We start from the raw sequence: 12,365 nt of genomic DNA on the forward strand, positions 1-12,365 counted from the left end.
CTACGAGGGGAGCACCATCCGCGCCTACGCTGTGCCGGCCCGAGGTACGAAGGCCGGCTCGCGGAGCTGTTCACCCGCGGCTGTCAACCGCTGCTGCGGGCCGTCGCCCCGTCTCGTGTCTGTGCGCGATCGACGACCTGTTGCAGCAACGCCCGCAGCGTGGCGGCGTCGCAGAATTGCTGCTCCAGGGCGGCATGCGCCTCACACCACAGCGGGTAGGCCCGCTCGAGCAGCGCATGCCCCGACGCCGTCAAGCGTACGCGGCGCTTGCGGCGATCATGCGCATCGGCAGCGACTTCCAGCAACCCTCTGCGTTCCAGGGGCTTGATCAACGCCGTCAGCGTGGTGCGGTCCATCGCCAGGAAGGGCGCGAGTTCGCCCACCGTCGGCGCTTGCCGGCGGTTCAACGCCATCAGCAGCGAGAACTGGCCGTTGGTCAGGTCCAACGGGCGAAACACCTCGTCGAAGTGACGGGCCAACACCCGCGCGGCACGCTGCGCGTGCAGACACAAGCAGGCCTGCGCGACCTCGACCGTCTTGTCAAACGGGAACTGGCGGGTCACAATGACTTTATTGTGTTGATATCAACGCATATTGTCCAGCCTCTCATCCGGTCTGGAGGCTTCGATGAACACCCTGCCGGCGCGGGCCGGGCCCAACCATCCCACTGAGGAGGTCGCGATGATCCCGAAGAACACCGTGTGCATCTGGTACGACCGCGAAGCCGAGCAGGCCGCACGCTTTTACGCCTCGGTGTTTCCCGACAGCGCCGTCACCGCCGTGCATCGCTCGCCCATGGACAACCCCGGCAACCGGGCAGGCGATGTCCTGGTCGTCCAGTTCACCGTCTGCGGCATTCCCTGCATCGGGCTCAACGGCGGCCCGAGGTTTCCGCACTCGGAGGCGTTCTCGTTCCAGATCGCCACCGACACGCAGGAAGAGACCGACCGCTACTGGAACGCCCTCGTCGGCAACGGTGGCCGCGAAAGCGAATGCGGCTGGTGCAAGGATCGCTGGGGCGTGAACTGGCAGATCATCCCGCGCACGCTCACCGAAGCGCTCGCCGCGGGCGGCCCCGAGGCCCAGCGCGCCTTCGCGGCCATGATGACCATGCGCAAGATCGACGTCGCCGCCATCGACGCCGCGCGGCGGGGGTGAGGCCATGGCACGCCTCGTCTTCGGGATGAACGTGCCGCTCGATGGATATGTCGATCACGAGGCCTCCACGCCGGGGCCGCGGCTCTTTCACCATTTCATCAGCAGGCCCGGGCGCAGACGGGAAGCCTCGACGGGCTGACGCGGGGCTTCTACGAACGCCTTCGACGGGGTGGGCGGCGCCTGGGGTCGGCACTGGGATCCGGGCCACTGGGCGCGAGGGTGTGCTGCAACTCGGCCTCGATCGCGCGCCACAGTCGCTCGTTCATCTCCACCAGGCCGAAGTAGCGCACCATGAAGGCGCCTTCGGCCGCCAGAAAGGCCAGCCACGCTGATCGGTGCTCGGGCGTGTCCATGCACAGGCCCTGCAGACGCTCGCGATACCACTGGCGGGTGCTCTCCAGCTCTTGCGGCGATTGCAACAGCGCCGCCAGCAGACCCGCCGCCTTGGCGCTGGAGACTTCGTCCGACCCGAAGGTCGCCGCCACATGCGCGCGCACCCGGCCCACCGGGGAGGGATCCGTGTCGGCCACCTCGCGATAACGGCGCTCGTAGGCCTGCCCGAAGCGCTCGAACAGCGCGTCCACCAAGGCGGCCTTGGTGCCGAAGCACGACTGCACGCCGCCCTTGCTGATACCCGCCGCCTGGGCCACGGCGTCGAGGGTCAGCGCCGCTGCCCCCTGGGTGCGAACGATCGCCTCGGCCACGTCGAGCACGGCATCGCGGTCGATGGACTTGGGGCGGCCCATGGCGAAGCTTCCATAAAAATACGCTTGTATGATAATTGAGGCGTCCTCGGCATCTCGATGCTGCGCATCGTCGCGGTTCGGGCCGTTCCATCGCTTTTCGCAGTCTGCCCATGAACCGCCCCGATCCCGCGCCCTCGACCTGGTCGCGCCGCGCCCTGCCGGTGCTGGCCGCCGGTCTGTTGGGCGTGGCCGCTTTGCTGCTGCAGCCGCCTGCGGCGCTGCTGGCCGCCACGCCCGAACTGGCGACACTGCCGCCGTGGGCGCAACGCGCGATGCTGGCACTGAACCCGCTGCTGCTCGTGCTCGCCGCCAGCGCCGTGGGAGCTACCCTGGCGCATCGGGTGGGTCTGCGCAGCCACCTGGCCGGCACAGCGCCGGCGCGCGAGCCACTCGGGGTGTGGACGACAAGCGTGGGATGGGGGCTCCTCGTCGGCATCGCCGTGCATGGCTTGGACAGGCTGTTGGCGCCCGCGTGGGGCGAGGGCTGGCACGCCTTGGTGCAGGCCCAGGCCGGCACGGCCGGATCACGCCTCGTCGTCGGTTTGCTGTACGGCGGCTTGGCCGAGGAGGTCATCGCCCGTTGGGGCGCGATGAGCCTGCTGGCCTGGGGGCTGCTGCGGGCCTTGGGCCCCGCGCGTGCACGCCTGGCGCTCGGGCTGGCTGTTGCGCTGTCGGCGCTGGCCTTCGGGGCCGCGCATCTGCCGGCCTTGGCGGCACTGGTCGAGCTGGATGCGGCGTTGGTGGCACGCACGCTGCTGCTCAACGGGCTGGGCGCCGTGGTGTATGGGTGGCTGTTCTGCCGCCACCACCTGGAAGCCGCCATGGCCGCCCATGCCACCACCCACCTGGCCCTGGCCGCACTGCTGGTCGGGCTGGGCTGAACGACGAATCCGAGGACATCCCGCCAGGAGCGTGCATGCAGCTTCACACCACCCCACCCACTGCGGTGCTGCGCCGCACGCACCGCCTGTGCCTCGAAACCGTCGGCACGCACGCCGCGCAGGCCTACGCCGAGCTGCACGCCGAAGCGCGCTCGCGCGGCCTGACGGTCAACGGAGCGCCGATCTTCGCAGCCCGGGGCCTGCCGCAGGACGCGCACACGCCGTTCGATCTCGATTTCTGTCTGCCGGCCACGGGCGGTGACCTGCCCCTGCTGCCCGCGCTGCGCTGTGTGCGGCGGATCCATGAGGGGCCGCTGGCCGAACTGTTCACCCGCGGCTACCAACCGCTGCTGCAAGCCATCGCCCAGGCGGGCCTGCGCACGAGCGGCGAAAGCCGCGAGATCTATCACGCCTGGCACGGCCCCGAGTCCCCCGCCAACCGCATCGAGATCCAGATCGGGATCGAGGGATGACCGAACGCGACGCTGTCTGTTCCACTTTGAACGTGCGGCGCTTCCAGGCCGACGACTTCGTCGTCTACCGGCGCTGGTACGCCGATCCACTGCTGGACCGGCACCTGGGCCCCATGGACGATGAATGGCTCGCGCACGTGCTGGCCGACACCGAGGGCGAGCAATGGGCGGTGCTCGCCGACGGCGCCCTCGTCGCTGTCATCGGCCTCACCCCGGATGCCGAGCACGACGCCTGGGTCATCACCGACGTCGCCGTCGATCCGACGCGCCGCGGCCAAGGCTGGGGAAGGCGCGCCTTGCACGCCTTGCTCGCGCTGCCCGCGATGCAGACCCGCCACCGCTGGCGCGCCTATGTCGCCGAGGACAACCCGCAGGCGCAAGGCTTCTTCGATGCGCTGGGCTGGCAGCGGCTGAAGCGCCCGGGCGCCGACGATGCGTTCTGGACCTACGGTTGGCAGCGCTGAGCACTGGCGTGCGGAACAGAGAGGCGCCGGCCGGGCCTGAAAGGCCGCTTTCTGGCTGAGCCGCTCGCGAGGCCACATGCGAACACCGCGCCCACACGCGCGCTTTGCGCAAAAAGAAACCCGACCGAGAGGGGTCGGGTTTCAGGCGGTTGGTGGAGCCGGCGGGAATCGAACCCGCGTCCGCAAGCCATCCTCAGGCAGATCTACATGCTTAGCTGTCTGATTTGAGTCTCACGGCTGGGTCGCGCAGCAGCACGCTACCCAAGCCGCCAGTCACTGGATCTCGTACTGAGCCGTGTGACCCGGCGCAGTACCAGCCGATGTGAATGACCTCGCAGCCCTTGCGGGCCCGGCCCATCGGCCAACCGTTGCGAGGCTCACCGGTGTTTAAGCGGCGAGGGCGAAACGTTCGTCGTTCGCAGTTAACTTGTTCCAGTGGATTTACGAGCGAACTGGTGCTCGGCATGCACCGCACTGATTCCGCACCCACGTCGAAACCAGGTCGGCCCCTTGAGTCGCCATTGTAGGTGGAGCCGCTTCGCCCTGCTTCAAGAGGGCTTGATGTGCAACAACGTCACGAGTTCTTCCAGGTGGTCGATGATCTCATCGGCTCCCCAGCGTTCGATCGGCTCTCCATCGCCGAGGTAGCCATAGCGCGCCGCGATCGCCGGCATCCCCGCCGCCCGCGCCGCCTGCACGTCGCGCAGGTCATCGCCCACGTACACCGCCCGGTGTGCCGGGACCTGGAGCCGGCGGCACGCCTCCAGCAAAGGTGCCGGGTGCGGCTTGGGATGAGGCGTGGTGTCTCCGCCCACCAGCACGCCCGCGCGCGCGGCGAGGCCCAGGCCTTCAAGCACCGGAGCGGCGAAACGCATCACCTTGTTCGTCACCACCCCCCACGCCACGCCAGCCCGCTCCAGCGCGTCGAGGAGCGACGACGCGCCATCGAAAAGGCGGGTGTGCACGGCCAGCGCGCGCTCGTACTCGTCGAGGAACTCGCGTTTGAGCCCCTCGAAGTCCGGGTGCTCCGGCCCCACGTCCATGCCCACCCGCAGCAGCCCGCGAGCCCCGTGTGAAGCGACCGGGCGCAGCAGCTCCAAAGGCAGGGCGTCGCGCCCTCGGCGCACCCGCATCCGGTTGACTGCCGCAGCCAGGTCGGGCGCGGTGTCCGCCAGCGTACCGTCCAGGTCGAACAGCACCGCGCCCACGGGCTGCGGGGGCCTCCATCGGGCGGTCCGCATCACGGCTTGCGACATGCCACGAGGTAATTCACGCTCACGTCGTCCGACAGCCAATAGCGGTCGGTCAACGGGTTGTATTCCAGCCCGCGGGTCTGCACCCAGTCCAGACCCGCCGCGCGACTCCAACCCGCCAATTCGCTGGGGCGAATGAATCGGGCATATTCGTGCGTGCCGCGCGGCAACAGGCGCAATACATATTCGGCTCCGACGATCGCAAATAGAAACGATTTGGGGTTGCGATTGATCGTCGAAAAGAATACCCACCCTCCGGGTTTGACCAGCGCAGCGGCTGCGCGGACCACCGAATCCGGCTGAGGCACGTGCTCCAGCATTTCCATGCAGGTCACGACGTCGAACTCACCGGGGCGCTCGGCCGCCAGCGTTTCGGCCGACACCTCGCGGTATTCCACGTGGGGCGTCCCCGCTTCCATCGCGTGCAGGCGGGCCACGCTCAACGCCTTGGTGGACAGGTCGATGCCCAGCACCTCGGCGGCGCCCCGGCGCGCCATGGCGTCCGAGAGGATGCCGCCCCCGCAGCCGATATCCACGACGCGCTTGCCCTTGAGCGTGGCCAGCCTGTCGATCCAGTCCAGGCGCAGCGGGTTGATGCGGTGCAAAGGCTTGAATTCGCTCTCCGGGTCCCACCAACGGTGGGCCAGTTCGCTGAATTTCGCCAGTTCCTGGGGATCTGCGTTGAGGGTCTGAGACATCCCGTAATGGTAGCGCCTGCGGCCCGGCCCTCGCGGTCACTGCAGGGGCGGGCGGGCAATAAAAAACCCCGCCGCAGCGGGGTTCCGAGGCCTGCCTCGGCGGCCAAGGGGCCGCTGAAGCCTGAACCGTGGATCAGCGGCGGGTGCGCGTGCCGACGACTTCCACTTCCACGCGACGGTTCTTCGCGCGGCCTTCGGAGGTCTTGTTGTCGGCGACGGGCTGCTTCTCGCCCTTGCCTTCGGTGTAGACGCGGTTCTTCTCGATGCCCTTGCTCACCAGATAGGCCTTCACGGCCTCGGCGCGGCGCACCGACAGCTTCTGGTTGTAGGCATCGGAGCCGATCGAATCCGTGTGGCCGACAGCGATCACGACCTCCAGGTTGATGCCCTGCATCTTGCTGACCAGGTCATCGAGCTTGGCCTTGCCCTCGGGCTTGAGGACGGCCTTGTCGAAGTCGAAGAAAGTGTCGGCGGCGAAGGTGACCTTCTCGCTCGTCGGGGCAGCGGGCGCGGGGGCCGGAGCCGGCGCCGGAGCGGGAGCCGCCGCAGCGGGCGCCGGGGCGGGCGCGGGGGCCGGAGCCGGAGCGGCAGCGGGCTTCAGGGCGCCGTCGCAGTTCTGGTCGGCCGTGGCGGGCGTCCAGGTGGCATTGCGCCAGCACAGTTCGTTGGTGCCGTTCTTCCAGACGTTGCCATCGCTGTTACGCCAGTTGTCGACCGACTGGGCGAGCGCGCCGGAAGCCAGTGCGGCCGAGGCAAACAGCATCGCCACTTTGTTCAGTTTGTTCATGTTTCTCCTCTCAAGAAAAGCCGCAGACAGGCTGCGTAGCGTCCATTCAAAAACAGACGGATCGAAGGAAACACGCCGTAACTCGCGCGTTTCGGTCCCGACGATTCATTGTGCCATAGCACGTCACATGGACAAGTTTTTGTCTATCGCCTTCCTTCGACCGATCCTCGATGTTGCTGAGTCACCACAACTGCCCCCGATTAGAATGGTCGCTTTTGGCGTCCTGTCGGCCGGAGGTCCGTCGCCCGGGTTCCCACCCTCGGGCGCCGCCTGACGATCGCCGCCCCAGCGGCGCCATGCAGCCAGCAATCCCGCTGCCTGCCTACCGCCATTTCCGCCCGCATGACGCAGTTCGCCAAAGAGACTCTCCCTATCAGCCTCGAAGAGGAGATGCGCCGCTCCTATCTCGATTACGCGATGAGCGTGATCGTGGGGCGAGCCCTGCCCGACGCCCGCGACGGCCTGAAACCGGTGCATCGGCGCGTGCTCTATGCGATGCACGAACTGAACAACGACTGGAACCGGCCCTACAAGAAGTCGGCCCGTATCGTCGGTGACGTGATCGGTAAGTACCACCCGCACGGCGACAGCGCGGTCTACGACACGATCGTGCGCATGGCGCAGGACTTCTCCTTGCGCCACATGCTCGTGGACGGCCAGGGCAACTTCGGCTCGGTGGACGGCGACAACGCGGCGGCCATGCGATACACCGAGATCCGTCTGGCCAAGATCGCGCACGAGATGCTGGCCGACATCGACAAGGAAACGGTCGATTTCGGTCCCAACTACGACGGCTCCGAGAAAGAGCCGCTGGTGCTGCCGACGCTGCTGCCCAATCTGCTGGTCAACGGCTCGGCCGGCATCGCAGTGGGCATGGCCACCAACATTCCGCCGCACAACCTCAACGAAGTGGTCGACGCCTGCCTGCACCTGCTGCGGAACCCGCAGGCCTCGGTGGACGAATTGATGGAGATCATCCCGGCGCCCGACTTCCCGACCGCCGGGATCATCTACGGCCTCAACGGCGTGCGGGAGGGCTACCGGACCGGCCGGGGCAAGGTCGTCATGCGCGCCAAGTGCCACTTCGAGGAGATCGACAAGGGCGCGCGCCAAGCGATCATCATCGACGAGATCCCCTACCAGGTGAACAAGAAGAACCTGCTGGAGCGGATCGCCGAACTCGTCAATGAGAAGAAGATCGAGGGCATCAGCCACATCCAGGACGAGTCGGACAAGTCCGGCATGCGCGTGGTGATCGAGCTCAAGCGCGGGGAAGTGCCGGAGGTGGTGCTCAACAACCTGTACAAGCAGACGCAGTTGCAGGACACCTTCGGCATCAACATGGTCGCCCTCGTGGACGGCCAGCCTAAGCTCTGCAACCTCAAGGACCTGCTGGAGATCTTCCTCGAGCACCGCCGCGAAGTCGTCACCCGCCGCACGGTGTTCGAGCTGCGCAAGGCCCGCGAGCGCGGCCATGTGCTGGAGGGTCTGGCCGTCGCGCTGGCGAACATCGACGAGTTCATCCAGATCATCAAGAACTCGCCGACGCCACCCATCGCCAAGCAGGAGCTGATGAGCCGCGCCTGGGACTCCTCCTTGGTGCGCGAGATGCTCGCGCGCGCCGAGGCCGACACGCCGGGCGGGCGTGCCGCCTACCGCCCCGAGGGCCTGCCCTCGCAGTACGGCCTGCAGGCCGACGGACTCTATCGCCTCTCGGACGACCAGGCCAGCGAAATCCTGCAGATGCGCCTGCAACGCCTGACCGGCCTGGAGCAGGACAAGATCATCGGCGAGTACAAGGAGGTCATGACCCAGATCGCCGACCTGCTGGACATCCTCGCCAAGCCCGAGCGGGTGACGGCCATCATCTCGGAGGAGCTGACCGCGCTCAAACAGGAGTTCGGCCAGACCAAGCTGGGCGCGCGTCGCAGCGTGATCGAGCACAACGCCCAGGAGCTCGACACCGAGGACCTGATCACGCCGCAGGACATGGTGGTGACGCTCAGCCATGCCGGCTACATCAAGAGCCAGCCGCTGGGCGAGTACCGCGCCCAGCGTCGCGGCGGGCGCGGCAAGCAGGCCACGGCGACGAAGGAAGATGACTGGATCGACCAGCTCTTCATCGCCAACACGCACGACTACATCCTGTGCTTCTCCAACCGCGGCCGGGTCTACTGGCTCAAGGTGTGGGAGGTGCCGCAAGGCGGCCGCACCAGCCGGGGCAAGCCGATCGTCAACATGTTCCCGCTGCAGCCCGAGGAGAAGATCACCGTCGTGCTGCCGCTGACCGGCGAGTTCCGCAGCTTCCCGGCCGACCATTACGTGTTCATGGCCACCGCGCAGGGCACTGTCAAGAAGACCGCTCTCGACGAATTCAGCAACCCGCGCAAGGCGGGCATCATCGCGGTCGACCTGGACGAAGGCGATTACCTGATCGGCGCCGCGCTGACCGACGGCAAGCACGACGTGATGCTGTTCTCCGACGGCGGCAAGGCCGTACGCTTCGACGAGAACGACGTGCGGCCGATGGGCCGCCAGGCCCGTGGGGTGCGGGGCATGTCCCTCGAGCCGGGCCAGAGCGTGATCGCCATGCTGGTGGCCGACCAGGACGACACCCACGCGATGGAAGACCCGGCCACGCGGGTGAGCGTGCTCACCGCCACCGAGAACGGCTACGGCAAGCGCACCCCCATCGTCGAGTACACGCGCCACGGCCGGGGCACCAAGGGCATGATCGCCATCCAGCAAAGCGAGCGCAACGGCAAGGTGGTGGCCGCGACCCTGGTGCGTCCGAGCGACGAGATCATGCTCATCACCGACCGGGGCGTGGTCGTGCGCACGCGCGTCAGCGAGATCCGCGAGTTGGGCCGGGCCACGCAAGGCGTGACGCTCATCGCGCTGGATGACGGCTCCAAGCTCAGCGGGCTGCAGCGCATCGTCGAGAACGACGCGGCCGACAAGGCCGCCGATCCGGAAGGGCCGGAAGAAGACCCGAACGGGCAGGAGTCCCACTAGTTTGAGATAGTGGAGCCTGGACGGTCTGGTGCGCCATGCACCGGCCCGTCCACGATGTTCCACACACCGAGCACAGGGAGCCCTGCATGATCCGAATTCGCCATCTTCTCCTCGCCACCGCCCTTTCCGCCCTGGCGCTCGGCGCCCACGCCGCCGAGACCAAGAAGGAACTCGTGCAGCGGCTGCTGGAACTGCAGCAGCCCGCGGTGGACGGTATCGCTCGCAACCTCGCGAGCCAGCCGGCCAACCAGTTGATGGCCGAAGCCGCCCGCGTGCTGCCCCAGGTGCCGGAGGCCAAGCGGCAGCAGGCCGCCAGGAACATCGAGGCCGAGGTCAAGAAGTACCTGGACGAGACCACGCCCCTGATCCGCGATCGCGCCGTCAAGCTGCTGCCCACCACGCTGGGCGCCGCGCTCGAACAGAAGATGACCGAAGACGAGCTCAAGCAGGTCATCGCCTGGTTGGAGTCGCCGGCCTATCGCAAGTACCAGGAAGTGCTGCCGGAGGTCCAGCAAAGCCTGCTGCAGAAGCTGGTGGACGAGACCAAGCCGACGGTCGAGCCCAAGATCCGCCAACTGCAAGCGGCCATGCGCAAACACCTGGGCCTGCCCGACAGCCCGCCGGCCGCCGGTTCGGGGGCATCCGCCGACAAACCCAAGAAGTGAGCGCGAGACACGACATGGAGCGCCGTCCCTACAACTTCTCCGCTGGCCCGGCCGCATTGCCCGAGGAGGTGCTGCGACAAGCCGCGGCCGAGATGCTCGACTGGCATGGCAGCGGCATGGGCGTGATGGAGATGAGCCACCGGGGCCGGGAGTTCGGCGCCATCATCGCCCAGGCCGAGGCCGACTTGCGCGAACTGCTGGCAGTGCCCGCGCACTTCAAGGTGCTCTTCATGCAAGGCGGCGGGATCGGCGAGAACGCGATCGTGCCGCTCAACCTCTCGCGCGGGGGCGTGGTGGACTTCGTCGTCACCGGCTCCTGGTCGGCCAAGTCGTACAAGGAGGCGCAGCGCTATTGCGAGGCCCGGCTCGCCGCAAGCAACGAGTCCGACAAGCACACCTCGCTGCCCTCGCCGGCCCAATGGCGGCTGAGCCCGGAGGCCTCGTACGTGCACATCTGCAGCAACGAGACGATCCACGGCGTGGAGTTCCACGAACTGCCCGACCTGGCCGCGCTGGGCAGCCGAGCGCCGCTGGTGATCGACTGTTCCTCGCACATCCTCTCGCGGCCGATCGACTGGTCGCGCGTGGGGCTGGCCTTTGCGGGCGCACAGAAGAACATCGGCCCGGCCGGGCTCACGATCGTGATCGTGCGCGAGGACCTGCTCGGCCACGCCCTGCCGGTCTGCCCCTCGGCCTTCGACTACCGCATCGTGGCCGACAACGGCTCGATGTACAACACGCCGCCGACCTACGCCATCTACATCGCGGGCCTGGTGTTCCAGTGGCTCAAGCGCCAAGGCGGTGTGGCCGAGATGGAGCGGCGCGCCGTCGCGAAGGCCGCACTCCTCTACGGGCACATCGACGGCTCGGGCTACTACGTCAACAACGTGGCCCCAGGCTGCCGCTCGCGCATGAACGTGCCGTTCTTCCTGCCGGACGATCGCTTGAACGAGGCCTTCCTCGCCGGCGCCAAGGAGCGCGGGCTCCTGCAGCTCAAAGGCCACAAGAGCGTGGGCGGCATGCGCGCCAGCCTCTACAACGCCATGCCGGTCGAGGGTGTGCAAGCGCTGGTGGACTACATGCGAGAATTTGCGGCTGCTCATGGCTGATACGCCCCTGCCCCCTTCCGTGCCGGCCCTCGACGACGATCTCCTCGCGCTGCGCCGCCAGATCGACGCCGTCGACCGCGAACTGCTGGCGCTGCTCAACAAGCGCGCCTCGCTCGCCCAGGCGGTCGGAGAGATCAAGAAGAAGGAGGGCTCGGTCGTCTTTCGCCCCGAGCGCGAGGCCCAGGTCATCGACGGGCTGAAGGCGGTGAACCAGGGGCCGCTGAAGACGGAGTCGGTCGCTCCGATCTGGCGCGAGATCATGTCGGCGTGCCGCGCACTCGAGACCCCCACGCGCGTCGCCTACCTGGGGCCCGCGGGCACCTTCAGCGAGCTGGCCGCGCTCGGCTTCTTCGGCTCGTCCATCGTGCGGGTGCCTTGTGCCAGCATCGACGAGGTGTTCCGCACCACCACGGCGGGTGCGGCGGACTTCGGCGTCGTGCCGGTGGAGAACTCCACCGAGGGCGTGGTGGCCCGCTCGCTCGACCTGTTCCTCACCACGCCGCTCTTCATCATCGGCGAGACGAGCCTGTACGTGCGCCACAACCTGCTGCGCAAGCACAATGGGCTGGAGGGCATCGCCGCCGTGTGCGCCCACCCGCAGGCCTTGGCGCAGTGCCACCTGTGGCTGAGCAACCATCTGCCGCAGGTGGAGCGCCGCCCCGTGGCGAGCAACGCCGAGGGCGCGCGCCTGGCCAGCGAGGACCCGAGCCTGGCCGCCATCGCGAGCGAACGTGCGGCCAGCGAATACGGCCTGCATGTCGTGGCGCCCGCGATCCAGGACGACCCGCACAACCGCACGCGCTTCGCCATCGTGACGCACCCCGACCGCCATCCGCAACCGAAGGCGTCGGGCCACGACTGCACGAGTCTGGTGGTGTCGGTCGTGAACCGCCCGGGCGCCGTGCACGACATGCTGGTGCCGCTCAAGCAGTACGGGGTGTCGATGACGCGCTTCGAGTCCCGCCCGGCGCGCTCCGGCCAGTGGGAGTACTACTTCTACATCGACATCCAGGGCCATCCGGACCAGCCGCACGTGGCGCAGGCGCTCAAGGAGCTGCGAGACGCGTGCGCCTTCTTCAAGCTGCTGGGCACCTATCCGGTGGATGTGCACTGACC

At 67.7% G+C, this 12,365-nt stretch carries 13 protein-coding genes and 1 other RNA gene; 8 read left to right on the plus strand and 6 right to left on the minus strand.

Features of this window, described 5'->3' with window-relative positions; translation table 11 throughout:
- Positions 1–83: 83 nt before the first annotated feature.
- On the minus strand, positions 84–563 hold the full coding sequence (locus OMP39_RS10650) for a MarR family winged helix-turn-helix transcriptional regulator (RefSeq protein WP_264891705.1): 480 nt from the start codon (positions 561–563) through the stop codon (positions 84–86).
- A 118-nt stretch (positions 564–681) separates the two neighbouring features.
- Between OMP39_RS10650 and OMP39_RS10655 the strand changes: the two genes are divergently transcribed.
- Positions 682–1,158 carry a VOC family protein gene (locus OMP39_RS10655; RefSeq protein WP_264894532.1) on the plus strand — a complete coding sequence of 159 codons (477 nt, stop codon included), beginning with the start codon at positions 682–684 and terminating at the stop codon, positions 1,156–1,158.
- A gap of 149 nt (positions 1,159–1,307) precedes the next feature.
- On the opposite strand, the gene OMP39_RS10660 is transcribed toward OMP39_RS10655, so the two are convergent.
- Positions 1,308–1,904 (minus strand): TetR/AcrR family transcriptional regulator, encoded by a 597-nt coding sequence (locus OMP39_RS10660; protein WP_264891706.1) that lies wholly within the window; start codon positions 1,902–1,904, stop codon positions 1,308–1,310.
- Positions 1,905–2,014: 110 nt separating this feature from the next.
- Between OMP39_RS10660 and OMP39_RS10665 the strand changes: the two genes are divergently transcribed.
- The 3 genes from OMP39_RS10665 to OMP39_RS10675 are packed head-to-tail and all read left to right on the plus strand — an operon-like array spanning position 2,015 to position 3,722.
- A complete protein-coding gene (locus OMP39_RS10665) occupies positions 2,015–2,785 on the plus strand; it encodes a CPBP family glutamic-type intramembrane protease (protein ID WP_264891707.1) in 771 nt (256 codons plus the stop codon).
- A gap of 35 nt (positions 2,786–2,820) precedes the next feature.
- Positions 2,821–3,258, plus strand: a complete 438-nt coding sequence (locus OMP39_RS10670; RefSeq protein ID WP_264891708.1) for a GyrI-like domain-containing protein — start codon at positions 2,821–2,823, stop codon at positions 3,256–3,258.
- The gene (locus OMP39_RS10675) at positions 3,255–3,722 is read left to right on the plus strand and encodes a GNAT family N-acetyltransferase (protein ID WP_264891709.1); all 468 of its coding nucleotides are present in this window, start codon (positions 3,255–3,257) and stop codon (positions 3,720–3,722) included. The genes OMP39_RS10670 and OMP39_RS10675 overlap by 4 nt, the downstream gene beginning before the upstream one ends.
- Positions 3,723–3,872: 150 nt before the next feature.
- Here OMP39_RS10675 and ssrA read toward each other — a convergent pair.
- The 4 genes from ssrA to ompA all read right to left on the minus strand — a co-directional run bounded on the left by ssrA (position 3,873) and on the right by ompA (position 6,460).
- Positions 3,873–4,232, minus strand: a transfer-messenger RNA (tmRNA) gene (gene ssrA / locus OMP39_RS10680).
- A gap of 38 nt (positions 4,233–4,270) precedes the next feature.
- A complete protein-coding gene (gene gph, locus OMP39_RS10685; protein ID WP_264891710.1) occupies positions 4,271–4,978 on the minus strand; it encodes a phosphoglycolate phosphatase in 708 nt (235 codons plus the stop codon).
- Positions 4,963–5,673: a bifunctional 2-polyprenyl-6-hydroxyphenol methylase/3-demethylubiquinol 3-O-methyltransferase UbiG gene (ubiG, locus tag OMP39_RS10690; protein WP_264891711.1), complete on the minus strand. Its 711-nt coding sequence runs from the start codon at positions 5,671–5,673 to the stop codon at positions 4,963–4,965. Before ubiG ends, gph begins: the two co-directional genes overlap by 16 nt.
- Before the next feature lie 133 nt (positions 5,674–5,806).
- Positions 5,807–6,460 (minus strand): outer membrane protein OmpA, encoded by a 654-nt coding sequence (gene ompA, locus OMP39_RS10695; protein ID WP_280925509.1) that lies wholly within the window; start codon positions 6,458–6,460, stop codon positions 5,807–5,809.
- A 342-nt stretch (positions 6,461–6,802) separates the two neighbouring features.
- On the opposite strand from ompA, the gene gyrA reads away from it, so the two are divergent.
- The 4 genes from gyrA (at position 6,803) to pheA (ending at position 12,363) form a co-directional block, all read left to right on the plus strand.
- Positions 6,803–9,475 carry a DNA gyrase subunit A gene (gyrA, locus tag OMP39_RS10700; protein ID WP_264891712.1) on the plus strand — a complete coding sequence of 891 codons (2,673 nt, stop codon included), beginning with the start codon at positions 6,803–6,805 and terminating at the stop codon, positions 9,473–9,475.
- Between the two features lie 86 nt (positions 9,476–9,561).
- Positions 9,562–10,140: a DUF2059 domain-containing protein gene (locus OMP39_RS10705; RefSeq protein WP_264891713.1), complete on the plus strand. Its 579-nt coding sequence runs from the start codon at positions 9,562–9,564 to the stop codon at positions 10,138–10,140.
- Positions 10,141–10,154: 14 nt separating this feature from the next.
- Positions 10,155–11,249: a 3-phosphoserine/phosphohydroxythreonine transaminase gene (serC, locus tag OMP39_RS10710; protein WP_264891714.1), complete on the plus strand. Its 1,095-nt coding sequence runs from the start codon at positions 10,155–10,157 to the stop codon at positions 11,247–11,249.
- Positions 11,242–12,363, plus strand: a complete 1,122-nt coding sequence (gene pheA, locus OMP39_RS10715; protein ID WP_264891715.1) for a prephenate dehydratase — start codon at positions 11,242–11,244, stop codon at positions 12,361–12,363. Before serC ends, pheA begins: the two co-directional genes overlap by 8 nt.
- The last annotated feature ends 2 nt before the right edge of the window (positions 12,364–12,365 follow it).

The organism is Schlegelella aquatica (genome assembly GCF_026013905.1).
Lineage (GTDB): Bacteria > Pseudomonadota > Gammaproteobacteria > Burkholderiales > Burkholderiaceae_C > Caldimonas > Caldimonas aquatica.

Bases quoted from the DNA above. Each gene is read 5' to 3' on its own strand.
- pheA (WP_264891715.1), top strand. From the start codon at position 11,242: ATGGCTGATACGCCCCTGCCCCCTTCCGTGCCGGCCCTCGACGACGAT.
- ubiG (WP_264891711.1), bottom strand. From the start codon at position 5,673: ATGTCTCAGACCCTCAACGCAGATCCCCAGGAACTGGCGAAATTCAGC.
- gyrA (WP_264891712.1), top strand. From the start codon at position 6,803: ATGACGCAGTTCGCCAAAGAGACTCTCCCTATCAGCCTCGAAGAGGAG.
- OMP39_RS10670 (WP_264891708.1), top strand. From the start codon at position 2,821: ATGCAGCTTCACACCACCCCACCCACTGCGGTGCTGCGCCGCACGCAC.
- OMP39_RS10665 (WP_264891707.1), top strand. From the start codon at position 2,015: ATGAACCGCCCCGATCCCGCGCCCTCGACCTGGTCGCGCCGCGCCCTG.
- OMP39_RS10705 (WP_264891713.1), top strand. From the start codon at position 9,562: ATGATCCGAATTCGCCATCTTCTCCTCGCCACCGCCCTTTCCGCCCTG.
- OMP39_RS10675 (WP_264891709.1), top strand. From the start codon at position 3,255: ATGACCGAACGCGACGCTGTCTGTTCCACTTTGAACGTGCGGCGCTTC.
- gph (WP_264891710.1), bottom strand. From the start codon at position 4,978: ATGTCGCAAGCCGTGATGCGGACCGCCCGATGGAGGCCCCCGCAGCCC.
- serC (WP_264891714.1), top strand. From the start codon at position 10,155: ATGGAGCGCCGTCCCTACAACTTCTCCGCTGGCCCGGCCGCATTGCCC.
- OMP39_RS10660 (WP_264891706.1), bottom strand. From the start codon at position 1,904: ATGGGCCGCCCCAAGTCCATCGACCGCGATGCCGTGCTCGACGTGGCC.
- ompA (WP_280925509.1), bottom strand. From the start codon at position 6,460: ATGAACAAACTGAACAAAGTGGCGATGCTGTTTGCCTCGGCCGCACTG.
- OMP39_RS10655 (WP_264894532.1), top strand. From the start codon at position 682: ATGATCCCGAAGAACACCGTGTGCATCTGGTACGACCGCGAAGCCGAG.